A 22,759-nucleotide genomic window follows, 5' to 3' on the forward strand; every position below is an offset into this window, starting at 1 on the left:
AAGCCGCGGCAGCTGCGCGCCCGGGATCTATAGCATTTATTGTGCCGGGTCAGAAATCGCTGCGCTATGCGGGCAGGTCACTCAACAACTGCTCGTAGCTTTGTTGCAGTGCCCGGCGATAGGCCACGCCGTCACCGACAATTTCAGTGGTACTGGTAAAGCTGATATTCACATGCCCGGGCGTGCTTGAGATAGTCTGGAAAAGGCCGAGGCCCGGGCCGAGGGGGCCAAAGCCGAGGTAGTCGATAAGTCGCGAGCCCAGCAGGTAGGTTTCTTCGGCGAAGCCTGGCACGTTGCTGACGGTCATGTTAACGACCGGGGGGAGTGTGTCCAGGTAGCCGGAATAATAGAGCTGTCGTGTCAGCAGAAGGATGGCTGCCGGGTGGATCTCATCGATGATATTCAGGGGGACACGGGCGCTACTGCTTTTACTGTCACGCTTGTCCCCCCGGGTTTCACTGACGATGGCTTGCAGCCGCGTTTCCATATCATCCATTTCGGTAAAAAGTGGTACGCGTGCAACGGTGACCCTGGTGCCGATTTCGCCGTCTTTTTGCTGCTTGCGGATATTGATGGGCATGGCCGCAACCAGGCTCTGCTCCGGCAACTCGTTGTTGTCCAGGAGATACTGTCTCTGCGCGCCACCCACCACGCACAGGGCGAGGTCGTTGATGGTGCAGTCGTAGGCTTTTTCCAGCCTGCGCAGGGCGGCCATGTCCATGCGCATGTGTCCGACCACCCGGTTGGCGCTGACCGCCTGGTTGAAACGCGAACGCGGAACCACGCGCTTCTTTCCTTTGCTACCTGCGCGCCTGGGTTGCACCAGCCCGGGCAGCGTTTTCAGTAGCGTACCGGTGCGCAGCACCGGCCTGGTCAGGGCATGGCGCCAGCCCCGGGCGTATTTGTCCAACAGGGATGGCGCGGAGTAGGTTTCCTGGATGGAATCTGCCGTGCCCGGCGCCGATTTAAGGATGGATGGCTTCGACCTGGGGCCCGTGCTGTGTAGTCCGCGCATGAGGCGTATGGCGCTGGTGCCATCCATCACCGAGTGATGGATTTTGAGGAAGAGCGCCGTGCTGCCCGGAGGTATGCCTTCCAGTGCGTCCAGTCCCTCAACCTGGACAATCTGCCACAAGGGTTTGTCCTGGGGCAGGCGGGTGGCGTGAAACCGGCCGAGCAGCATGTAGAACTCCTGCCAGTCCGCCGGCGCTGGCAGCGCGATACGGCTCATCTGGGCGGTCAGGTCGAAATCTTCGTCGAGCACCCAATAGGCCTTGTCGAACCACAACGGCACCGTATCAGCCTTGCACTTGAGGATGGGAAAATGCTGATCGATGATGTCCGTCAACGCATTGACCAGCTTGTCAAAGTTGATCGCCCCGGTCCTGCTGCCAGCGCTGTCGTACAGCATCGCTGCCGACATGTGCATGGGCAGGCCCGGTACCTCGCCTTGCAGCATAATGTTGTCGAGGCCGTCCAGTTGATACATGCTTGGTTATTCCCGTTGGCTGCTATTTCTGTTCCCGGATGCTCCCATGGCCTGGCAGTAAGCCGGTTGCAGCGCCCCTGCCGGAGCCAGCGTTCAGCTTCCGGGAGAGTACAACATGCTGCAGGACAGGGGCGCGGGCCCGGTCAGTACTGGTAAAACAGTTCCTGGATCTCACCCGCATCGCTGGTCTTGAGCAGGGCAAGTTTCAGCAGCACCCTCGCCTTGGCCGGGTTGAGTTCGCCGGAGGCCACCGTACCCAGTTCATCGTCATTGGCCTCGACATTGCGTCCGGTCGAACCGCTGTATACCCGCGAAGAACGCACCACCACCACGCCGCTTTTCACCGCGCGCCTGACCGCCTCCTGGGCCGCGGCTGTCATATTGCCGTTACCAACGCCGGCGATCACCAGCCCCCTGGCACCGTTGGCCACGGCGCTGTCGATGAGGTCCGGCGAGAAGCTGGCGTGCATGTACATGACATCCACCCGCGGCAGCGCCTTCACGCCCTTGAGAGAGAACTCGCTGTCCTCTGTATGTGCGCGGTAGGGCGTGCGAAAGAACGTATTCACACCGTACAGGCTGGTGCCGATCAGGCCGTGCTCCGGCGACTGGAAGGTCTGTACGTCTGTGGGGTTGGTCTTGGTGAGCGCGCGGGCGCCGTGGATGTCGTCGTTGACCACTACCAGTACGCCGCGCCCGCTGGCGTCTTCGTCGGCGGCAACCGCCACCGCGTTGTAAATATTCAGGGGCCCGTCAGCGGACAGCGCCGTCGACGGGCGCATGGCGGCGGTCAGGACTACCGGCTTGTCGCTGTCGACTACCAGGTGCAGAAAATACGCTGTCTCTTCTATCGTATCGGTGCCGTGGGTAATCACGATGCCGTCTACCTTGCGCGAAGCGGCCAGCTCATTGACCCGCGCGGCCAGTTGCAGCCATATCTCGTCGCTCATATCCTGGCTGCCGACGTTGGCGACCTGCTCACCGCTTACATTGGCCAGGTCCTTGAGCTGGGGCACTGCCGCCAACAGGGTTTCTACCCCGACCTGGCCCGAGGTGTAACCCGCCTGGGTCTGGGTTTCGGCGGAGCCGGCGATGGTACCGCCGGTGGCGAGGATGGAAATATTCTGCTCGGCCTTTACCGGCCCCGCCAGTGCCATCGCACTTAGCGCAGCGGCGATCAACAGTCCTTTGGTTTTCATTGCTCTACTCCTGCTTACTTATACTTGCGTTTATCGAGTCCGGTGAGATTGGCCGGGTCGAGTATCTCGTCTATCTGTTCTTCACTCAGCACCCCCTTCTCGCGGATCACTTCCAGGATGCCTTTGTCGGAAGCATAGGCTTCTTTGGCCAGTTCAGTAGCCGCCTCGTAACCGATCACCGGATTCAGTGCGGTCACGATGCCCACGGTACGCTCGATATTGGCCGCCAGTGTCGCCTCGTTGACGGTGATGCCGTCGACACACTTTTCCCGCAGCGTGCGCATGGTGTTGGTCATCAGGCGCTGTGAATCCAGTATCGCCATGGCTTCCATCGGCTCATAGGCATTCAACTGCAATTGTCCGGCCTTCGCCGAGAGCATGACCGAGGTGTCGTTGCCGATAACTCTGAATGCCACCACGTTGACCAGCTCAGCCATCACCGGGTTCACTTTCCCGGGCATGATGGAAGAGCCGGGCTGCACCGGGGGCAGGTTGATCTCACCCAGTCCGGCCCGCGGTCCCGAGGAGAGCAGGATCAGGTCGCTGGCAATCTTCGACAGTTTCACCGCCAGTGAACGATTGGCACTGGAGGCCGAGAGGAAGGCCTGCTGGTCCCAGGTTGCAGCGATCAGGTCGTCCGCGACCACAAAATCCTTGTCGGTCAGTTTCGAGAGATGCCTGGCTACCTTGCCGGCGTAACCTGCAGGCGCATTCAAACCGGTGCCGATGGCAGTGCCGCCCATGTTCAGTTGCAGCAGCGGTTTCTCATAGCTGCGAATAATAGCGATTTCACTTTCCAGCGCCGCGGCAAAGGCGTGGAATTCCTGCCCCACGGTCATCGGTACCGCGTCCTGCATTTCGGTGCGACCCATCTTCAGGATGTCGATAAAGGCATTGCCCTTGGCGCGGAACGCGGCCACCAGCGCCTCCAACTCCGTGACCATGGCATCGTTGTTCATCAGTATCGCCACCTTCAGCGCGGTGGGGTAGCTGTCATTGGTGGACTGGGACATGTTGAGGTCATCGTGGGGTTCCACCACGTGGTAGTCGCCAATGCTGTGGCCGGTCTCCAGTAGCGCGGCATTGGCCATGACCTCATTGGCATTCATATTGGTGGATGTGCCCGCGCCACCCTGGAAGGGATCGATGGGGAACTGGTCGCGGTACTTGCCGGCCAGTATGGCCATGCCGCCGGCCTCAATCGCCTTGCGCACATCCTTGTCCATTTTGCCCACATCGGTATTGGCGCGGGCGGCGGCGATCTTGGTGTAGACAAAACCGTCTACCAGTTCCGGGTAGTCCGATAAATTGCGACCGGATATCTGGAAATTTTCCAGGGCCCGGGCGGTCTGCACCCCATACAGCGCGGAGGCGGGAATGGCCTTCTCTCCCAGCAGATCGTGTTCGATTCGTACCTCGCCCGGTGCCGGCGCCTCCGCCCAGCTGATTGAGGTGGCCAGGATTAAGATCAATCCCCATGGTGTGCGCATTCGCTTGCTCCCTTTCCAGGTTGTCGTTCAGCCGAGGACCAGCTGGCTCAATGCCAGTGCTGTGATTGTAGCAGCGCTGGTTGCTACCAGTCCCGGGCGCATGAAACTGTGGTTGAGTACATACTTGCCGATGCGCGTGGTGCCGGTCTGGTCGAACGACACCGCCGCCAGCACGGTGCCGTAGGTGGGCAGGAAAAAGTTGCCGTTTACCGCCGGATACAGGCCCAGCAGCAGGTGCGCGGGCAGGCCCAGGGCCACGCCCACCGGGGCGAGAATGACGATGGTCGCCGCCTGGCTGAACAGCAGGATGCTGAGCACAAACAGGCCCAGCGCAAACAGGTAGGGTGCGGACTCGATCACGTCGGCAATGGCGTCCACGATTTGTTCTTCGTTACTGGCAAAGAATGACGAGCCCAGCCAGGACACCCCGAGTATTGAAATTACCGCCACCACCCCGCTGCGCATCAGCGCGCCTGCCACCGCTGTGGCCGGACTGGCGCGGAACAGCAAGGCGATCAGGCCCGCTGCAGCCAGCATCACGATCATGATGGCAGAGGCCATGCCAATGCGCACGGGGGAGCCGTCTGCGCTGGTTTCATAGACCGGGCGCAGCTCGGGGAAAATACCCATGGCGACGATCATGCCTACGGCCAGCAGGAACACGGTGCAGGATCCCCAGCCACCGGGCCCGGCCAGCGCAGCATTAGGTGCTGCTGTTGCCGGGGCCTGTGCGTACAGTTCGTCCCCGCTGGCCAGTCGCGCCTGGTACTCGGCGTCCTCGGCCAGGCTGGGCCCACGCCAGGCGACCGAAAGCGTGCCCAGCAACACGCCGACCAGGGAGGAAGGAATGGTCACCATCAGGATCTGTGGCAGGCTCACCTCCAGCCCTGCCAGCACGCCGACCAGTGCCACGCTCACGGCAGAGATGGGCGAGGCTATCAGCCCCTGCTGTGCCGCGATCACGCTTATCGAGAGCGGCCTTTCCGGCCTGACGCCGGCCTTGCGGGAGACCTCCGCAATCACCGGTAGCAGTGAATAGATCACGTGCTGTGTGCCGGCGGCAAATATCAGCAGGTAGGTGACGAAAGGTGCGACAAAGGTGATGCGCTGGGGATTCTTGCGCAGTAGTTTCTCTGCGGTCATCACCAGGAAATCCAGCCCGCCGGCGGCTTCCATGAGAGCCAGGGCGGTAATGACTGCGAGAATCATACCCAGCACCACCGCGGGAGGCTGGCCTGGCGGCATACCCAGCACGAATACGTAGAACACCAGCCCCAGGCCAGACACGATACCCAGGCCGATGCCACCAATGCGGGCACCCACCAGGATACAGGCCAGCAGTATCACCAGTTCGAACAACAAGATCGGATTCTCTCCCTGTTAAGGTCATGGATTGGCCGGCACGTGCATGGAGGAAAGTGGCCCGCCGGTGTCAGCACCTGCAGTGCTACCTGCCTGAACAGGCCCGGGCGAAACTGCTGGCGAGGTCAGAACAGCCAGCCCCGGCTTACAGAGATATAGACTAACCTGGATTCCCCGGCAACTCACCGCGCAGAGCGGCGCTGTCCATGCAGGCCCCGTGCAGCGCGTTATTCACGTGGCTTGATAAGCCGGTGCGCTCCTAGATCCGACCTTTGCCTCTTGTGTTGGCTACTTTTCTGCATTGCGCGCTTAAGCCCTTTCATTTTCGTGATTCTGGACTATATTCCCTGTTTGGGGGCTGATTTCGAAGCAGGGAAAAAAGCTGCTGCTGCCAGCGCATGGAAGGCGCCAGCTCATGAAAATTAGCATCTTCGGCACCGGGTACGTAGGCCTGGTTAAAGCCGCTATTTTCGCTGACGTGGGCCATCTCGTGGTCTGCGTTGACAAAAACGCCGGCCTGGTGGCTCGGTTGCAGCGAGCCGATATACCCTTTTTCGAACCTGGTCTTGAGGCATTGGTCCGCAGTGGTATGGACAATGGCCTGCTCAGCTTTACCACCGATACCCCTCGCGCAGTGCGCGACAGCGACTTCCTGTTTATTTGTGTCAGCCCTCCTGCCCGCGGCGACGGCTCGGTAGACCTGCGCGAGGTGGAGCAGGTGGCGCTCGACATCGCAACACACATGCAGGAGCGAAAGCTGGTAATCACCGCGTCTACCGTGCCGGTGGGCACCACCGAGCGCTTGCGCAAGCTGATCCGGTCGGAACTGGTAATCCGGGGCAGCGATCTCTCTGTCGACGTGGCCTGTGTCCCGGAGTTTCTCGAGGAAGGTTCGGCGGTGGCGGATAGCCAGGGCCCGGACAATATTATTATTGGCGCGGACTCCCCCGCTGTGCTCGAGGAACTACGCCGCCTGTACCAGGCTTTTCGTCGTAACCTGGATAACATCGTTACCATGGATGCTCGCAGCGCCGAGTTCACCAAGTTTGCCTGCAGCGCCATGCTTGCCACGCGGATCAGCCTGATGAACGAGGTATCCGACATTGCCGAAGCGGTAGGCGCCGATATCGAGGCGGTGCGCCATGGTGTGGGTTCAGACCCGCGTATCGGCTACCAGCACATCTATCCCAGTAGCGACTACGGGGGCTCGCGCTTTCCCAGGGTCGTGCGCGCGTTGCGCGACTTTGGCCGCGAGGAAGGCCAGCGCGTGGATATTCTCACCGCGGTGCAGGACTGTAACCAGCGGCACAAGAGCAAGTTGCCGGAGCGACTTATTGGGCTGTTCGGGTTCGACCTGTCACAAAAAGTCATCGCCCTCTGGGGTCTTTCTTTCACACCCAACACGGATGATATGCGCGACGCAGCCAGCCGCTATGTGATGGAGTGGGTCTGGTCATGCAATGGCACCGTGAGAGCCTATGATCCCCGTGCCATGAAGGCCTGCCGCGCACTCTACGGCAAGCGCGACGACCTGGTGCTGACCCTCACCAAGGAACATGCACTGGAGGGCGCCGACGCGCTTGTGATCTGCACCGACTGGCAGGCTTTCCATTCTCCCGACTTCGAGCTGATCAAGTCCACCATGAATACGCCGCTGATTATCGACGGCAGTAACCTCTATGACCCGGCAGATATGCACAGGCTGGGCATCAGTTATTACGGGATAGGGCATGGGCTGTCACTGATCCACTGAGTCCCGTCCCGGCGCAAGCCAGGGCGGCGCGGGAAAAAACCATTGCAAGCGTACCGCAACAGTCGGCGCTGTTGGCGTTGCGGTTAGCGGCGCCGACCGCTGCAGCGCGGTCTACTGCGAGAAGGCAGTCAGGTTGACCACCGCCCCGCCAGTGGGAACCAGGCAGGAAACAGTAGCCTGCGCCGAGGGTGGCAGCAGGTTGGGCGACGGGTTGGTAATGCTCCACTCGAACACCACGCCGAAATTCAGTGGCCCCAGCACCGCGTTCAGTTCCGGGTCGCTATCGAGTGACGCGGTCGTCCCGCTGATATTGCTCGACTGGTACTCGAGCGTTGACCAGTTGAGAAATCTCAGTCGGCAAGTGAAGCTCTGCCCCTGTTGGTCGCTGCCGGCCACCAGTATCACGCCGAAAGTGTCTTCAAGGCTGCTGGTAACAGGCGTCGCCACCGGGCACAGCATCCATAAATCCTTGTCGGGATGTTTGTTGACGAGTCCATACCAGCGGCGCTCCATGCGGTGGCCCTGGTTGGCGAAGAAGGGGTCACAGATGCTGCCGTTATGCATGGTGAAGGTTTGGCCAAGCGCTGTGCTGGAAAATAACGTACCGGAGATTGCTGTTAGCGATGTCAGAACGACACTATTCAGAACCAGAGCCACTTTCTTCATGAGAACACCTGCCCGCGAATTGCTTGGATTTCCCGTTAACCGGTCTCTAATCCACGGCCCCGCTGACCAGATGCCCGCATGCGATGCACACCCAACCAGCCTGGATTCTTAAAACAAACCTAGTATAAATCAGGCTTTTTGCAACTTTTGCTCGCGTTCATCCGGCACGAAGAGGACACGCATCAGTGGGTTTAACGGGGCGACCTGTACAGTATTTCAGCCGGTGCGGGCGGTGGCGGTTTTATCCTTCCGCGGGATGTACTGGCGTTCTTGCCTTGACATCCGCAAGACGCACGGGGTATGAAATCATTCAGGGATGTGAGCACAACAGAATAAAAGGCGTTAATAGGCGCAAGGGCGTGTAGGTGAACATTTCGGGAACCTGGCTATGCCGAGGAATGATCCTGCTGCTGTTACAAGCTGGCATGGGGCAGGCTGCCGAATTCGTGCCAGATGAAGATTTTGCCCTGCATACGCTGTTGAACCTGCTGGCGACTGCTGAAGCGAGAATCGATCGCACCAGTGCGTCGCTGTCGACCCAGGCCCTGGCCGAGATCACCTTGCTTGATGCGCCGGCCTTCCTCGATGGTGCGAGCGAGGCCAATGCCGGTGCCCTGCTGCAGCTGGTGCCCAACGGGACAGAGCGGTTCGGGCAATGTGTACAGGTCCAGTACACATACAGCAATATCCTGAGCAGCAGTGCACAGGGCGCCGAGCTGCAGGCCTCCGCATCTCTCGGGACCGAGCCGCTGCGTTTCCAGGGGCAGGTGTTGGCGCAAACCGCGACTGCCATACCGGCGGGCGGCACACTGCGAACCGGACTGACCGATACCATTGATTACTACAACACCGAAGGCCAGTGCCGCATCGCCTTTATGGGGCCCGGTGATATCAATACCACCGACCAGAGTGAATTGACGATGAGTGAGAGCTTCGTCGCGCGAATCGGTGACCGCATCCGTATCAGCATCGGTTCGGCTGCTTTTGTCGGTGGGCGGGGGACGGGGCAATCGAGTGCAGCATCCACCACGAGCCTGCTGATGGAGATTGTCAGCGCTGAAGCCTTCAGCTGCAGTGCTCCGCCACCCTGCAACATCCCGCCAGTAGTGCCCGTCGCCAATCGTTGGTTGTTGGGCATCATGGCATTACTTCTGGCCTGTGCGGCGGCGGCCTCCCTGGTCGGGCGTCGGGACAGGTTTTCCTGACCCGGCGATACGGGCTTGCCACTGGTGCAGCGATGCCAACTGCTACCAGAAGCGCATGGGCAGGCTGAAACTCAGGGTGTAGTCAGGTGAGTCCGTGGTGAGGCCAATACCCGCATTGAACGACAACAGCGTTCTGCGCCCCAGGACAGAGGACGCGCCAAATAGCAGCAGGCTGGATCTGGCATCGCTGCCTTCCAGTTCTGTGCCCCCTATCTTGAGTTCCTGCTCAAACGTCTGTGCAATGGCAATTGAAAGTGAGGTCTCCGGACTGGCAGCCAATGAAGCGCCCAGCGTGATGTTGAACTGCTGGCCGGGCTGTATGTCATCCTTTTCTTCCGCGTATCGATAGGAGATATTGGCGGTAAAGGCCAGCGGATCCTGCCGTTTCAGCGCACTGAAAGCCAGTTCGTATTCATTGAAGCCGATGCCCAGGGGTACACCGCCATCGCTGCGGTCGCCCGTATCCGTATCCCAGACCAAACGCCCGATCACATCAGGCCACCAATGGTCTTCGCGCAGAAGGGTCTTGGCGACTCCGACCCTGACGTCGCCAAAGGATGAACCGGAGTTGCTTGTATGGACAGTTGGCACACCGCCCACCAGGGTTTTGGTGTCCTGCTCTACATAACGGTAGGGGATGCTCAACTCTAGCTGGGTGTCAAAGGGTAAACCGACGGCTGCGTTGATGCCGGAGCTGAACTCATCGCGTTCTACACGCAGGTTGCTTACGGCCACATCGTTTGGCAACAGGGTAAATATAGGGATATCCGTCTCGTTGCGGGCGTAGCTGGTGAATGGCGTTATTTCGAATACGCGGTTGGGTAGCAACAATGCGCCCTGTATCACCAGCGTGCGCTCAAGCGCACGGTCCGCTGCCCGCTCGTCCACCATAACCACGCCGGGCCCCGCAGGAGGTTGCCCCTGCGGTGTTGCCGTTTGCGCCGGTGCGCCAGCAACGGCAGGTGCTGCGGCTTTGGTTTCTGGCTGGGGTGCGGGTGCGCTCGGCTTACCACCCTGCGCCCGCTCAAGTTGCTCTACGCGCTGGAGTAATTGCTGGATGATGACATCACGTTTGCGTAACTCTTCCTGCAGCAACGCATCGGAATCGGTGTCGGCCAGTGCACTCGTGGCGCAAAAGCTACCTGCCGTCGCAGCGATAACCAGCGCTGCTGCCGGGCGGTGACCGTGAAACGCTAGGTATCGTTTGCTTGCCATGAGCACATCCTTGATTTCTGGCTTCGCAGTCTCTCGCTATCAGCATAGACCAGCCGTCATTAAGTGCAATAAAGCGCCTGCGCGTGACATGCGTTGGTCGCGTCCCGACCTTGCCTTTGCGCCGCCAGTTTTTGCCGGAGATCACCAGCGCTCTTGCCAGGTTGATGCTTGCACTGAACCTTCAGTTGAGCGTGACGAAGTCGCTCTCCCGCGGCGCCAGTTGCGCCGGCGGATGACCCGCTGGCTTGCCTTTATGGGCGACCACAAAGCCCACCCTGCCGAGGTCAAGGTAATCGATCCATACGCGCTCGAAGCGGGCCAGTGTCATCGTTCGGTTGCCCCAGGCCGGGTCGGCCAGCAGCACCCTGTCACCCAGGCGCCCGCGAAATATCACGAAGTGGTTGTAGCCAGTGATATTGACCGGGATCAGCACGGGTGCCCGGCGCTCCAGATCCTGCAGGCTCATGCCGCCGAATCCCATGCCGAGGTAACCCCTTTTATCCACGTAGCGTTTCAGGTCCAGCAGCGAGAAACCCTGCCTCAGTTGCACCAGTATCGGGTTGGCGATGTAGACGTCGCGATTGATTAGCCCGGTCGCTACCTCACGCTCTGTGACAGTGTCGCCAAACTGGTATTGCAACAGGGTGGTCAGCGCCGCCGCGCCACAACTCAGGTCCCAGTTTTGCATGACGACACCGTCGCGTCGTAACTCCAGCAATGAGGTCACAGTGCGCTGGGCGTCGCCGCGTGAACCGGCGCCGAATGACGCGAATGGCGCAGCCAGGATCAGCAAAAAGACGAAAGCACATAAAAAAAACTGCACGGGGAAGAGGGGGGCGCATGGTTTTGCCGGTGAGCAGGTGCCCCCCGGGCTGCAGCGTGTTGTTGGTCTGGGCAGTCTCACGGCCTTTCACCAGGCCTGCGAAAATGCCCCACAGGCCACCCGTGACCGGGTGGATGTGGGGCGATAGGGCTGGGCATTTCCCGGCAACTATCAGGTCGGGTTGGCCAAAGCCGCTGCAGAGGCAGCTGTGCTTTGTGCCGCTGTCGGGAAGCCGAACAGTATCGATGCAGCGATCGACGTGTTAGCCGCAGCGGCGGCCGCTACCGGCAGCGCAGCGATGGTGTCTGTAGCCGTTTGTGCGGCGCTCACAGTGTCAGACAGCAGACTGCCCTGGGTGGCACCCGCAGCTTCACCCACGGCAATCGCGGTGCCGTCGGAAGTAGAGGCCGCTCCGGCCTGGGCCACCGACAGTATGTCGTAGATGGCACCCAACTGCCCGACACCGAGCGAGACAGCCTGTACCGTGGTTGTGGTCGCAGTTTGCGTAGTGGTTGCCACGTTGCCCAGGGCCTGAGCCACGGCTTCGGCTAACGCGGAGCCACCGGCGCTGACACCGTCCATCTGTGCGGATGTCAGGGGTTGCTCTGCGCTTGCGGCTGCGGACAGTACGACGATGGATGCTGCGGTAAGGTTACGTAAAAAGTTCATGATGTTTCTCCTTGGAGCAAGCTCCTTTTTTTGCTTTCTACTTCGGTCTTTTTAGCGGCGCCAGGTGGCGCCATTGGTGACCCTGCCTTTGTGCAGATCACCCGTTCCTACCACGTCGCAGGGCGTGCGGTAGAAAACTCTCGCTCAAACACGCGGTTCACCGCTTACCTGTTGAGCGCTTGATACAGATTTGTGGCGAGGATTCCGACCGGTTGCACCGACGAATACACGCTCAGCTGGGTATTGCCAAAGCCCACGGACCAGAAAATGCGCGCGCCGAACGGGCTCAGTCCGCTGCCGTCCTCGCCATTCTCACTGACGGAGATCGACGTGCTGCGGCTGCTGTCGCCTGTTGCATGGGCCCGCGCTCCCAGGATGGTGACCGCGTTGAAACCACTGCCGAAGACTGCCGGGGTGGGATTTCCCGCCGCCACCGCCGCAACGGTATTGGTGCCGGCAATAGACATGTTCCCGATAGCTTCTGCCGCGGCGGTAATCGCTACCACCGGGTCGGATTCGAGATTCACGATGCCGGCGGTAACAGCGTCAAGTTGCGGCGCGCTCAGTGCAAACATTGCGCTGTCATCATCAGCAAAAGACAGCGCAGATAGCGCGCTTGCGAGAGCAATAACCAGTGGGGTTTTAAACCTGTGGGGAGTTGAAGTGCGCATAGTGATTCTCCCTGAATCCTTGTCTTTGTTCTGCTCCTGAACACCGTGCTTTCTTTATTACAAGAAGCACTCCTGCTAACCATCAAGGTAGTATCTGCCAAGCACTACTGTGCGAGTTTCCTGTGAATTTTTGGTGACCGCCGAGCGCAAAAAACCGCGTATTCTTCCCTTTGGCGATAACAGGGATGTGGCAAGGAAGTGCCTGGAATATAAAGAGGGAATTATGAAGGTTTTGTTACAGGAACTGGCTGCGCCGAAGGAATGGTTGCGCAGTAAATTGTGCGCACATGCTGTTGCTTCGGACTGCTTTCCGGGGGAGAGGCCGCACCTGCGATGGCATGACCGGGTCCACGTATTCGCCAATTGACGCTGAGGGCTGAGAAGCGCAGCGACGGGTTGCGCTGTAAGTCGTGCCTGCAGATCGTGACCTGGGGTTCGCAGAGCCTGGTGTTTTCGCAATGCGGGCCAACGGGGCTTACTCGGCCGCTTCTGCGTCCTTGCTGTCGGGCCCTGCGGTCGCAGTTAGCGAATGGCCACCGGGTTGATGATCATCTGCACGGCACCGCGGATCTTGGCCTGACCCAGAACAAAAAGGAATTCATGCGCACCGTCGCGCACCAGCGGACCGGTGTTCATGGTTTCCAGCAGGTAGATACCGCTCTCTTTGAGCAGGATTACATGTCCCGGGAAGGGTGCGTTGGCATCCACTGCCGGAATCACGTCTACCCCCCAGGTATCCGCGCCCACGGCGACAACGTTTTTTCCCGCCAGGTAGTGCGCAACACTGGGATCTATTCCCGGTTCAGCCGCCACCCACTCTTCTGGTGCTGACTCCAGCTTGGCATCTGTCCAGCCGGTGTGGAACAGCACCACGTCACCCTCGCGCACCGCAGTGCCCTGCTTTTTTTCCACGGCTTTCACATCCTCTGCGCTGAAATGCTCACCCGCCTTCAGGTAAGGCACGCCCCGGTAGGCGGCCATGTCGAGGATGATGCCGCGGGCAACCATGGGGGGAACGGTGTGAATGCCCAGTTTGGTCAGACCGGTAAACTGGGCGATATCCCTGGCATCGAAACAGTTGTAATGGATGCCGTTCTCGTCACCGATGTGGCCGAGGCCGTCCAGCTGCGAACCGATGCCAAGCCAGCCGATGAATACGTCGTCATTGTAGGTGGAATTCGGCATTGCGCGAGCGCCTTGCTGTTGCCCGGGTTGCACCACTTGCAGGTCGAGACTGCGCGGGGGGAAGGCCGGTGTTGTGCTGTCCACGGTGATGCCCAGGGAATAGGCCTTTCCCGTCCTGACCAGTTTGCTGGCCGCGAGCACAGATTCCGCGGTGATCAGATTGGCGTTGCCGATCTCGTCATCCGGCCCCCAGCGTGAGGGCTGGCAGTCCTCTTGCGCGCCACTTACCGCACTCAGCGTACATAACAGTACAAAACCCAGTATCCTGCTCATAGACTTGCCCTCCCGGCTGGAACGACAGTATAGGTCAAAGAGATGACTGCGTGATCCGCGTGCAGGAGCCAGCTGCTGTGCTCGTTGGCCGAGACTGGGAGCACGGGGATAAAACGCGGTGGTTACCGGAATATGCCAACGGACCTGTCACCATTGGAAGATCGGCTGGCACGATACATACCTACGGTATTGAACGGCATGGCGATGTTCCCGGCTGCGTCGACAGCAATGATGCCACCGCTTCCGCCAGCGTCTTTCAGCACCTGGTTGACGACGGTGTCACTGGCCTTTGCAAGTGAAACGCCCTGGTACTTGACCCGCGCACAGATGTCGGCAGCGACGTTGTAGCGGATAAAGTACTCCCCGTGGCCGGTAGCCGAAACCGCACAGCTGGCGTTATCGGCGTAGGTGCCTGCACCAATGATAGGGGAGTCGCCAACACGGCCATAGCGTTTGGCGGTCATGCCGCCGGTAGAGGTGCCAGCGGCGAGATTGCCCCGTTTGTCCAGGGCCACCGCCCCGACGGTTCCCATCCGGTATGATTCGGGCAACGCGTCATGGCCAGCACGGAAGTCTGCGGTGCCGTCTTCCTGCTGCAGCAGTTTTTCCCTGGCTTTCAGCAGCGACTGATAGCGCTCCTCGGTATCGAAATAGTCGTTACTGACGCGCGCGAGGCCCTGCTCGGCGGCAAACGCCTCCGCGCCCTCACCGAACAGCAGCACGTGTGGCGAATGATCCATGACTGCTTTCGCAAGAGCGATAGGGCTCTTGACGGTTTTCACGCCAGCCACGGCGCCCACCTGCAGGGTCGCACCGTCCATGAGCGAAGCGTCCAGCTCATGGGTGCCGTCGAAGGTATATACGGCGCCTTTGCCGGCGTTGAATAACGGTGAATCCTCGAGGATCTTAATGGCGGCAATAACCGCCTCCTGGCTGCTGCTCCCTTTTTCGAGTAAGGCATAGCCGCTATCCAGGGCTTCCAGCAGCTTTGCCTCGTACTGGAGCTTGAGCTCACCTTGAAGCTTTTCCTCGTCGATGGTACCGGCGCCACCGTGGATGGCGATGGCAAATTGCCCGGTGTCGGCATAGGCTCCGGCAGGCACCAGGGTCGCGGCGAGTATGGCTGGGGCGGCCCGGTGAAGCAGGCGATGGAAAAGGCTGGGCATAAATTTCTCCGCTATAAGATCTTACCGTGGGGCCCGGCATGGCTGCATGTTGCCTGATTGTCGACGCAGCGCCACCGGCACCACGTGGCGGCGTTTCAGTTCAGCGAAAAAACGCATACGGACAGATCTACGTTGTATTCAATACCAGCATGATCGCCGAAAGGTGATGCGATGAGAAGCCCAGGGTGCAATCCTGACGCTGCTCGCCAGAGCCAGGACTATTCGCCTGCCCACCACCGGGCTTGCCGGGAACCAGTGCATCGGCAACCTGCAATATAGATCAGGCCTTCACTGCAGTAGTAGACTGATGGCTCATGCCACAAACCGCGCGAGAACTGCAGCAATATGCCAGGCAAAAAGCGAATCGTTACCATCACCGGTGCTACCGGGTTTGTCGGGCGTGCCACAGTGGCCCGGCTGCTTGAGGAGAAAAATGTCCAGGTGCGCTGTATGCTGCGCCCGGGCAGCGACCGCAGCGCGCTGGCGGCACTGTCCGGCTCGCTAAGTTACTGTGAGGGTGACATCACCCGTCCCGACACGCTGGAAGCGGCCTTCGACGGCAGTTGGGGGGTGATAAACCTGGCCGGCTACCGGGAGTTCTGGGCGCGGGATCGGCAGCACTTCTATACCATCAACCAGCAAGGCGCGGAGAACGTATTCAGGGCCTGCCTGGCGGTGGGGGTCGACAAGGTCGTACAGGTCAGCACGCCGCTGGCTTACGGCGTGCCAAAGAAACTGCCGTTCAATGAGAGCAGCGCCCCCGGGCCCCACCCCAGCGACTATGGCCGCTCCAAGCACCTGGGCGACAATGCCGGCTGGAGCCTGTACAAGGAGTCAGGGCTGCCGCTCACTATCGTCTACCTGGCTGCAGTGATCGGCGCCGGCGATGACAAGGCCACCATGGAAGTACGTCGAGCCGTGGAGAAAAAGCTGCCGGCGCTGGTGGGTGCCGATACCACTTACACCTACCTGTACCGGGGCGACGCTGCCGAGGCCATCACCCGCGCTTTGCTCGCACCCGACAGCGTGGGTCAGCGCTTCCTGATAGGGGACCAGCGCGCGACCACGCGCGAGTACTTCAATATCATTGGCGACCTGGCTGATGTGCCCATACCCCGTGCCAACATCCCGGAGCGTTGGCTGCTGCCAACCGCCAGGGCGATGGAGTGGGTGGCCCGGCGCACTGGCAAGCGGCCGGTGATACCGCTGGACGTCATCAAGACGACTGCCGCCGGTTCCCTGTTGTTCAGCGCCGAAAAGAGCAAACGCAAGCTGAAGCTGCAGTACACGCCCCTGCAAGAGGCGCTGGCCGAGTCGGTGGCGGAGATTCAGCAGGAATCGGGCTGACTCACAGAGAACGTTCCCGGGCGAACGTGAAAGTTGTAACGAAGACCTGCGACGGTAATTTCGTTACCCTGAAGCCGATGACGCCAATGGAGAACGACATGCTGCGCCTGCTGACCACCACAGTGACATTTCTCTGGTCGCTGAATTCACTTGCCACCAATCAGGAGGAGCCTGTGGACATCAGTGCCGAACGGCTTTCCCAGATCGTGAAAGTGATGGCCGCGGACGAATTCGAGGGCAGGGCCCCCGGGACCCCGGGTGAAGACAAAACCGTTGCCTACCTGATCAGGCAGATGCAGGCCATCGGGCTGGAACCGGGCGGCCGCGATGGCCAGTGGATACAGGCTGTGCCCATGATGCGCTCGGTGGTTGCGCCGCGCCCGAAGATGACTTTCCTGGGCGACAACCTCAGCCTTGGGCTGGAACAGGGCGCATCGGTATCAGTGGAGACCCCTCAAGCGATAGAAGCGATCGCGGTTGCGGACATCCCGGTCGTGTTTGTGGGTTTCGGTGCGGATGCGCCGGAGCAGGACTGGGATGACTACGGCGATATCGATCTAACCGGCAAACTCGCGGTGTATCTCGTCAACGACCCTGACTTTGCTGCGGGACCGGACGAGCCTGTTGCCGGCCGCTTTGGTAATCGCCGCATGACCTACTACGGGCGCTGGGCCTACAAGTTTGAAGAGGCAGCACGGCGCGGGGCGTTTGGCGCGCTGGTGATCCACGAGACCGAGGCCGCGGGTTATGACTGGAGTGTGGCCTCTGCCGGTGCGGGCGAAAATGTGTCCCTTGGAATCAAAGACCCGGCTTCGCTGCCCGTGACGCTGCAGGGGTGGCTGCACAATGATGCAGCGGACGAGTTGCTGGCCGCCGCCGGCCACGACCTGGATGCACTTCGCGTGGCTGCGCGCAGCCCGGATTTCAAGGCGTTTGAACTCGAAGGTATTCGCTTTGCGGCAGACCTCAAGGTCGACATCACCCGTTTCGACAGCCGCAACGTGCTCGGGCTCCTGCCCGGTGCCGAGCGTCCGCAGGAGGTCATCATGGCCTCGGCACACTGGGACGCTTACGGGGTGGGTGCCCCGGATGATCAGGGCAGGACCGTGCGCCCCGGAGCCAATGATGATGCCCTCGGCAGTGCCGGGATTCTCGAGATCGCGCGCGTGTTGAAAGCAGGGCCGCCACTGGACCGTAGCGTCCTGTTCGCGTTCTGGACGGCAGAGGAATCCGGGCTGGTCGGCTCGCGGGCCTATACCGAGGATCCTGTTTTCCCCATCGAGACCACCGTCGCCAACTTCACCCTGGATATTCTGCAGACTGCGGGCGCGGCCAATGACGTAATCCTTGTCGGTAAAGGTCAAAGCGAACTGGAGGACGACATGGCTCGGGTAGCCAGGGAGCAGGGTCGCTACGTGACCGAGGAAAACCTGCCGGAGAACGGCCTGTTCTATCGCGCCGATCATTTCTCGATGGCGAGGGTGGGTGTGCCGGTACTGCTGATTATGGGCATCGCCGGCGGTGCCGACCTCGTTGACGGTGGCCGCGAGGCCGGGAACCAGTGGATCGCTGACTATGTCGGCAACTGTTATCACAAACCCTGCGATGCCTGGTCTGCCGACTGGGACCTGACCGGGGCCGTGCAGGATATCGAGCTGATCCGCCGTATTATTGCGGCGCTGGCAAACTCCTCGCGCTGGCCCGAGTGGAAGGCCGGCTCTGAGTTCAAGGCGGTGCGGGCACAGTCGGCGGCGGCGAGAAAATGACAGGCGCTTACACTACAACTGCATCAGAGCGCAGCAGCAGCCACGCACAGGGAGCACACTGATGGCCACCGGCAAGCGAGTTGTTGTAGTTGGTGCGAATTTCGGCGGCCTCGCCTGCGCCATGGCCTTGCCCCGGGGCCTCGATGTGACGGTCGTGGACGCTTCACCGCATTTCGAATTTTTACCCAATATTCATGAGCTGATCTCCGAAGTAAAAACCCCGGAGCTGTTGCGGCTTGCGCGTGAGCGGCTGATCAGTCGACTGGGCCACCGCTTCCTCCTGGACAGCGTCACCCGGATCGATGCCGCTGGCAGGGCGGTGCATACCGCCTCCGGCCGCAGCTTGCCCTTCGATGCCTGTGTGGTCGCGGCGGGCGGTGTCAATAACACCTACGGACTGCCCGGTGTGGAGCGTTATACCTTGCCCTTCAAGACGGTTGCTGACTGCGCGGCCATCGGCCGGCGGTTGCGCGACCTTGAGAGCTCGGGTAAGGCGCTATCTATTGTGATTGTTGGCGGTGGGCTCGAGGGCGTCGAGGCGCTGGGGGAGATCCTGCGCAAGTATCGACATCTTGCACAGCTGCAGGTCCACCTGGTGGAACGCGAGCGGCAGCTCGTTCCCGGCAGCCCGTCGGCACTGGGCCGTGAGATCGAGCAGCGCTGCCAGCCCCACCCGGTTCACTTCCACAAAGGCCACGGCGTCAAGTCGGTAACGAAAACCCGCGTCACGCTCACCTCGGGCCAGGTGCTGAGGTCGGACATGACACTGTGGACCGGTGGTGCCGCACCCTCGCCGCTGCTATTCCAGAGTGGGCTGGCAAGCAAAAAGGGTGCGTGGGCCAGGGTGAATAACGCATTGCAAAGTGGCGTTCACGATAATATTTTCGTCGTTGGCGATGACGCCCAACTGAAGAATTCGCTGAGCAAGCAGGCCTACCATGCCCTGGCGATGGGTGCCCATGCGGCAGGCAACGTGCGCCGTTTCCTCGCGGGATCGCGGTTGCAGGACTTCAAGCCGGGCCCGGAGATCAGCCTGATCTCGCTGGGCGATCTCGATACCTATTGCGTCATCGGTAAGCGAGTCATCGCCGGGCGCGCGCTGGCGCCGGCGAAGGAGCTGATTTTTCAGGCCAACATGGCCAGGCTGGACCCACCGCTGCGACTCGCCCCGGCATGGGATCTCCAGGCGCGTTACTGGCGCAGCATCCACGAGCTGGCAATTCCCACCCTGTGGCCACCATCCAGGCTGACGCGACTGGCTGATCTGCGCAAACTGGCCTGATCCGCAACGGGGGAGGCGTTCACTGATCCCCGGTGTCTGGCGCCATGCAATTGCCGGGTCCAGTGCCAGTGGAGGTATTCGCCAATGACCTGCCCCCCGCAACCCGGGATCACCGGCAGCACAGGCCCAGCTTCTCGAGGCGCGGCAGTTCGATGGCCGGGCAGCGATCCGCCACCACGCTCATGCCGGCGGTTTCAGCGGCCGCGATAGCCTCGGCGTGCATCACGCCCAGCTGCGTCCAGATCACGCCAATGCCTGCATTCACCGCCTCGCTGACGATCTGTGGCAGGAACTTTGACTGCCGGAAGACATCCACCATATCTATTTTGACGGGGATGGCCGCGAGGTCCGGGTACACTCTGCAGCCCAGCAGTTCCTGTCCTGCCAGGCCCGGGTTGACCGGGTACACCTGGTAACCCTGCGCCAGCAGGAATCGCATCACCCGGTGGCTCGGCCGCTGCGGCTTATGGCTGGCGCCCAGCAGGGCAATGGTTCGCGTGGTGGCGAGAATCCGCGCGATGTCGCGATCTTCTGTCAGCGGCATTGCGGTTCAGGCGTCTGCCCATACCGGCGCCCGCTTTTCGAAGAAGGCCCGGCTACCCTCTTCGGCATCACCGCACATCATCCCATCGAGCATGGCCTCATTGGCGTAGGCGAAGGCCTCTTCGATGGGCATTTCGACTTGACGGTAGAAAGCTTCCTTGCCCGAGCGAATACCCAGGGCGGATTTGGAGGCAATTTTCTGCGCCAGTTCCTCTGTCGCGGCGCGCACATCCGCTTCCGGCACGGCGCGGTTTACCAGGCCCATGCGCACGGCCTCCTCGGCGCTGAACATGTCGCCGGTGAGCGCGAGTTCCATGGCGTGCTTGCGCTGCAGGTTGCGGCCGATACCCACCAGCGGCGTGGTGCAGAAGGTGCCAATATTGACGCCCGGTGTGCAGAACTGTGCCCGCTCCGAGGCAATGGCCAGGTCACAGGCCGACACCAGCTGGCAACCGGCGGCTGTGGCAGTCGCCTGCACACAGGCGACAAGGGCCTTGGGGGAGTGAACGATGCCCAGCATCATTCGCGCGCAGGCCTCCAGTATCTGCCGCACCCGGGCCTCGCGCGCCGCGGCCTCCTCACCTTCCTGCGGCGCCATCTCCCGCAGGTCGTGGCCGGCGGAAAACACCGGGCCACTGCCGGTGATAACGATAACGCGCACGTCTGCGGACTTGTTGGCACGGTCTATCGCGTCAGTCAGCGCAGCGAGCATGCCACTCGACAGCGGGTTGCGCTGCTTCGGCCGGTTCAGGGTGAGCCAGAGCACATGCCCCGACATGTCTTCCAGCAGGTAGGGATCGCTATTGGGTTCAGCTGTAGTCATTCTGTTCTCCCACGGGTCAGGGTTGAGGTCCGATCGGCGCTATGCGGAAACCGGCTGGCATCCTCAAGACTAGCAGATGGTCAGACACTGGAAAATTACTGCGCCGTCGCGGGCAGACAACCGGTGAAGCGTCGGCCCGCCCGAACTCACTGGCCACCACCCTGGGCGCGACCGGGTGCGCCTGTGCCACGCCGGCCGGCCTGCAGCATTTGCTGCATCTGCTGCATCATTCTGTCGATAGTAAAGCTTGCCGTTGCCTGCCGGGGTGGGTAGTCGCGAAACGTCATCAGCCATTTGCCCACTTCCTGCTGTACCGGCACGAACAGCCACAGCTGGTCGGCAAAGAAACGGCTGTAGAGGCCGGAATCGATGGAGGTCTCGTAGGGGTCGCTGCGCAGATTGATGATCCGCGGGAAATTGAGCGCTTCCCGCGGACCTGACCAGCCGTCCATCTGGAAGGCGAAGTGAATCTTCCAATCGTTCCAGCGCAGGGCGTTGAACTGGGCATTGTCATCGAAATAAAAGATATTCTCGCGTTTTCCGGGACCCTTGCCGGCGAGCAATTCGGTCTGGTCGTAACCGTCGAGGTGCACCTTGTAAACCTGCTTGCCGGCGCGATGGCCGGCTAGCAGTTTCTGCTTGATATCCGGCTCTCCGGCAGCACTGAGCAGGGTGGGCAGCCAGTCCTGGTGCGAAAAGATGTCGTTTATCACTGTGCCGGGTTCGACCACACCGGGCCAGCGGATCAGCGCCGGTACGCGGAAGCCGCCTTCCCAGGTGGAGCCTTTCTCCCCGCGGAACGGCTCGGCGCCGCCGTCGGGGTAGGTATTGGTTTGCGAGCCGTTATCGGTTGAATACACCACGATGGTGTTGTCGGTGATGCCAAGTTCATCCAGCTTGTCGAGCAGCTGGCCCACATGATGGTCGTGCTCCATCAGGCCATCTGCGTACAGTCCGTGACCGGACGCACCCTGCCATTTCGGTGCCAGCCGTGTCCACACGTGCATGCGTGTGGAGTTGAACCACACAAAGAAGGGCTTGTCGTCGCTGTGGGCCTTGTCGATGAACTTCAGCGCGGCATCGGTGAATTCCTGGTCCACGTTTTCCATGCGCTTGCGGGTCAGCGGCCCCGTGTCCTCGATCTTGCCATCTGCGAAAGAGCGAATCACGCCGCGTGGCGCAAAGCGCTGGTGAAACGCGGGATCTTTCGGATAGTAATAGGTTTCCGGTTCTTCCTCGGCGTTGAGGTGATAGAGATTGCCGAAGAACTCATCGAAGCCATGATTGCTGGGCAGGAACTCATCCTTGTCGCCGAGGTGGTTCTTGCCAAACTGCCCCGTGGCATAGCCGTGGGGTTTCAGAAGTCCGGCAATTGTCGGGTCCTTGTCGCTGAGGCCGATATCGGCTCCCGGCATCCCCACCTTGAGCAAACCCGTGCGCAGGGGGTGTTGTCCGGTAATGAAAGCCGAGCGACCGGCCGTGCAACTCTGTTCGCCGTAGTAGTCTGTGAACAGCGCGCCCTCGTTGGCAATGCGGTCGATGTTCGGTGTGCGCGCGCCGAGCATACCGCGGTGATAGGCACTGAGATTGGACCAGCCGATATCGTCACCCCAGATCACCAGAATATTGGGTTTTTCGGCCGCTGCTACAGGGCCTGTCAGTAGGGCTGCGATGGTGGCGAACAAGGCCAGCCAGTGAGTCCTGCGGGAAATCGGTGACATCTTTCTTATCTCTTTATGGTTCTGGATTGTCGATTATGAGACACATCAACGTGGGCGGAAATGACCGCAACGGCAAATTTCCGTTGCTACAACCGCTCACGGGCGCGCGGT

Annotated in this window: 19 protein-coding genes; 5 read left to right on the top strand and 14 right to left on the bottom strand. The window is 60.8% G+C overall.

Translation table 11 applies throughout. From position 1 onward, the window contains the following. Positions 1-64: 64 nt before the first annotated feature. The 4 genes from F0M18_RS10425 to F0M18_RS10440 all read right to left on the bottom strand — a co-directional run bounded on the left by F0M18_RS10425 (position 65) and on the right by F0M18_RS10440 (position 5,540). The gene (locus F0M18_RS10425; protein WP_149611369.1) at positions 65-1,489 is read right to left on the bottom strand and encodes a wax ester/triacylglycerol synthase domain-containing protein; all 1,425 of its coding nucleotides are present in this window, start codon (positions 1,487-1,489) and stop codon (positions 65-67) included. Positions 1,490-1,632: 143 nt separating this feature from the next. Next, a complete protein-coding gene (locus F0M18_RS10430; protein ID WP_149611370.1) occupies positions 1,633-2,688 on the bottom strand; it encodes a type II asparaginase in 1,056 nt (351 codons plus the stop codon). Between the two features lie 14 nt (positions 2,689-2,702). Beyond that, positions 2,703-4,178, bottom strand: coding sequence for an aspartate ammonia-lyase (locus tag F0M18_RS10435; protein WP_149611371.1), 1,476 nt, complete (start codon positions 4,176-4,178; stop codon positions 2,703-2,705). 27 nt (positions 4,179-4,205) lie between these two features. After that, complete coding sequence (locus tag F0M18_RS10440) at positions 4,206-5,540, bottom strand: anaerobic C4-dicarboxylate transporter family protein (protein WP_223177957.1); 1,335 nt, start codon at positions 5,538-5,540, stop codon at positions 4,206-4,208. 415 nt (positions 5,541-5,955) lie between these two features. Between F0M18_RS10440 and F0M18_RS10445 the strand changes: the two genes are divergently transcribed. After that, the gene (locus F0M18_RS10445) at positions 5,956-7,293 is read left to right on the top strand and encodes a UDP-glucose dehydrogenase family protein (protein WP_149611373.1); all 1,338 of its coding nucleotides are present in this window, start codon (positions 5,956-5,958) and stop codon (positions 7,291-7,293) included. 111 nt (positions 7,294-7,404) lie between these two features. On the opposite strand, the gene F0M18_RS10450 is transcribed toward F0M18_RS10445, so the two are convergent. Then, on the bottom strand, positions 7,405-7,959 hold the full coding sequence (locus F0M18_RS10450; RefSeq protein WP_149611374.1) for a hypothetical protein: 555 nt from the start codon (positions 7,957-7,959) through the stop codon (positions 7,405-7,407). A 365-nt stretch (positions 7,960-8,324) separates the two neighbouring features. Here F0M18_RS10450 and F0M18_RS10455 point away from each other — a divergent pair, with 365 nt between their 5' ends. Further along, positions 8,325-9,164 carry a hypothetical protein gene (locus F0M18_RS10455; RefSeq protein ID WP_188109682.1) on the top strand — a complete coding sequence of 280 codons (840 nt, stop codon included), beginning with the start codon at positions 8,325-8,327 and terminating at the stop codon, positions 9,162-9,164. Positions 9,165-9,206: 42 nt separating this feature from the next. On the opposite strand, the gene F0M18_RS10460 is transcribed toward F0M18_RS10455, so the two are convergent. From F0M18_RS10460 to F0M18_RS10490, 6 genes are all read right to left on the bottom strand, one after another. Beyond that, complete coding sequence (locus tag F0M18_RS10460; RefSeq protein ID WP_188109683.1) at positions 9,207-10,379, bottom strand: transporter; 1,173 nt, start codon at positions 10,377-10,379, stop codon at positions 9,207-9,209. Positions 10,380-10,560: 181 nt separating this feature from the next. Then, positions 10,561-11,172, bottom strand: a complete 612-nt coding sequence (locus F0M18_RS10470) for a C39 family peptidase (RefSeq protein WP_223177958.1) — start codon at positions 11,170-11,172, stop codon at positions 10,561-10,563. Positions 11,173-11,373: 201 nt separating this feature from the next. Then, on the bottom strand, positions 11,374-11,871 hold the full coding sequence (locus F0M18_RS10475; protein ID WP_149611378.1) for a hypothetical protein: 498 nt from the start codon (positions 11,869-11,871) through the stop codon (positions 11,374-11,376). Positions 11,872-12,035: 164 nt separating this feature from the next. Continuing rightward, complete coding sequence (locus tag F0M18_RS10480) at positions 12,036-12,446, bottom strand: hypothetical protein (protein ID WP_149611379.1); 411 nt, start codon at positions 12,444-12,446, stop codon at positions 12,036-12,038. A 618-nt stretch (positions 12,447-13,064) separates the two neighbouring features. After that, positions 13,065-14,000, bottom strand: coding sequence for a cyclase family protein (locus tag F0M18_RS10485; protein ID WP_149611380.1), 936 nt, complete (start codon positions 13,998-14,000; stop codon positions 13,065-13,067). A gap of 122 nt (positions 14,001-14,122) precedes the next feature. Continuing rightward, positions 14,123-15,166 (bottom strand): isoaspartyl peptidase/L-asparaginase family protein, encoded by a 1,044-nt coding sequence (locus F0M18_RS10490; protein ID WP_149611381.1) that lies wholly within the window; start codon positions 15,164-15,166, stop codon positions 14,123-14,125. A gap of 345 nt (positions 15,167-15,511) precedes the next feature. Here F0M18_RS10490 and F0M18_RS10495 point away from each other — a divergent pair, with 345 nt between their 5' ends. The 3 genes from F0M18_RS10495 to F0M18_RS10505 all read left to right on the top strand — a co-directional run bounded on the left by F0M18_RS10495 (position 15,512) and on the right by F0M18_RS10505 (position 19,561). After that, the gene (locus F0M18_RS10495; protein ID WP_149611382.1) at positions 15,512-16,513 is read left to right on the top strand and encodes an NAD-dependent epimerase/dehydratase family protein; all 1,002 of its coding nucleotides are present in this window, start codon (positions 15,512-15,514) and stop codon (positions 16,511-16,513) included. Between the two features lie 26 nt (positions 16,514-16,539). Then, positions 16,540-18,279: a M20/M25/M40 family metallo-hydrolase gene (locus F0M18_RS10500; protein ID WP_262500911.1), complete on the top strand. Its 1,740-nt coding sequence runs from the start codon at positions 16,540-16,542 to the stop codon at positions 18,277-18,279. A 61-nt stretch (positions 18,280-18,340) separates the two neighbouring features. Further along, positions 18,341-19,561 (top strand): NAD(P)/FAD-dependent oxidoreductase, encoded by a 1,221-nt coding sequence (locus F0M18_RS10505; RefSeq protein WP_149611383.1) that lies wholly within the window; start codon positions 18,341-18,343, stop codon positions 19,559-19,561. Positions 19,562-19,670: 109 nt separating this feature from the next. Here the strand turns inward: F0M18_RS10505 and F0M18_RS10510 are convergent, their stop codons facing one another. From F0M18_RS10510 to F0M18_RS10520, 3 genes are all read right to left on the bottom strand, one after another. Beyond that, on the bottom strand, positions 19,671-20,105 hold the full coding sequence (locus F0M18_RS10510) for a CoA-binding protein (RefSeq protein WP_149611384.1): 435 nt from the start codon (positions 20,103-20,105) through the stop codon (positions 19,671-19,673). A 6-nt stretch (positions 20,106-20,111) separates the two neighbouring features. Further along, entirely contained in the window at positions 20,112-20,927 is an 816-nt protein-coding gene (locus tag F0M18_RS10515) for an enoyl-CoA hydratase (RefSeq protein ID WP_149611385.1), read from the bottom strand. 146 nt (positions 20,928-21,073) lie between these two features. After that, positions 21,074-22,648 carry an arylsulfatase gene (locus tag F0M18_RS10520; RefSeq protein WP_149611386.1) on the bottom strand — a complete coding sequence of 525 codons (1,575 nt, stop codon included), beginning with the start codon at positions 22,646-22,648 and terminating at the stop codon, positions 21,074-21,076. Between the last annotated feature and the right edge of the window lie 111 nt (positions 22,649-22,759).

This window comes from Pseudohalioglobus sediminis, from assembly GCF_008370495.1.
Classification (GTDB): Bacteria; Pseudomonadota; Gammaproteobacteria; order Pseudomonadales; family Halieaceae; genus Halioglobus.

Bases quoted from the DNA above. Each gene is read 5' to 3' on its own strand.
- F0M18_RS10495 (WP_149611382.1), top strand. From the start codon at position 15,512: ATGCCAGGCAAAAAGCGAATCGTTACCATCACCGGTGCTACCGGGTTT.
- F0M18_RS10520 (WP_149611386.1), bottom strand. From the start codon at position 22,648: ATGTCACCGATTTCCCGCAGGACTCACTGGCTGGCCTTGTTCGCCACC.
- F0M18_RS10475 (WP_149611378.1), bottom strand. From the start codon at position 11,871: ATGAACTTTTTACGTAACCTTACCGCAGCATCCATCGTCGTACTGTCC.
- F0M18_RS10515 (WP_149611385.1), bottom strand. From the start codon at position 20,927: ATGACTACAGCTGAACCCAATAGCGATCCCTACCTGCTGGAAGACATG.
- F0M18_RS10485 (WP_149611380.1), bottom strand. From the start codon at position 14,000: ATGAGCAGGATACTGGGTTTTGTACTGTTATGTACGCTGAGTGCGGTA.
- F0M18_RS10450 (WP_149611374.1), bottom strand. From the start codon at position 7,959: ATGAAGAAAGTGGCTCTGGTTCTGAATAGTGTCGTTCTGACATCGCTA.
- F0M18_RS10435 (WP_149611371.1), bottom strand. From the start codon at position 4,178: ATGCGCACACCATGGGGATTGATCTTAATCCTGGCCACCTCAATCAGC.
- F0M18_RS10460 (WP_188109683.1), bottom strand. From the start codon at position 10,379: ATGGCAAGCAAACGATACCTAGCGTTTCACGGTCACCGCCCGGCAGCA.
- F0M18_RS10490 (WP_149611381.1), bottom strand. From the start codon at position 15,166: ATGCCCAGCCTTTTCCATCGCCTGCTTCACCGGGCCGCCCCAGCCATA.
- F0M18_RS10430 (WP_149611370.1), bottom strand. From the start codon at position 2,688: ATGAAAACCAAAGGACTGTTGATCGCCGCTGCGCTAAGTGCGATGGCA.
- F0M18_RS10480 (WP_149611379.1), bottom strand. From the start codon at position 12,446: ATGTTTGCACTGAGCGCGCCGCAACTTGACGCTGTTACCGCCGGCATC.
- F0M18_RS10505 (WP_149611383.1), top strand. From the start codon at position 18,341: ATGGCCACCGGCAAGCGAGTTGTTGTAGTTGGTGCGAATTTCGGCGGC.
- F0M18_RS10425 (WP_149611369.1), bottom strand. From the start codon at position 1,489: ATGTATCAACTGGACGGCCTCGACAACATTATGCTGCAAGGCGAGGTA.
- F0M18_RS10445 (WP_149611373.1), top strand. From the start codon at position 5,956: ATGAAAATTAGCATCTTCGGCACCGGGTACGTAGGCCTGGTTAAAGCC.
- F0M18_RS10510 (WP_149611384.1), bottom strand. From the start codon at position 20,105: ATGCCGCTGACAGAAGATCGCGACATCGCGCGGATTCTCGCCACCACG.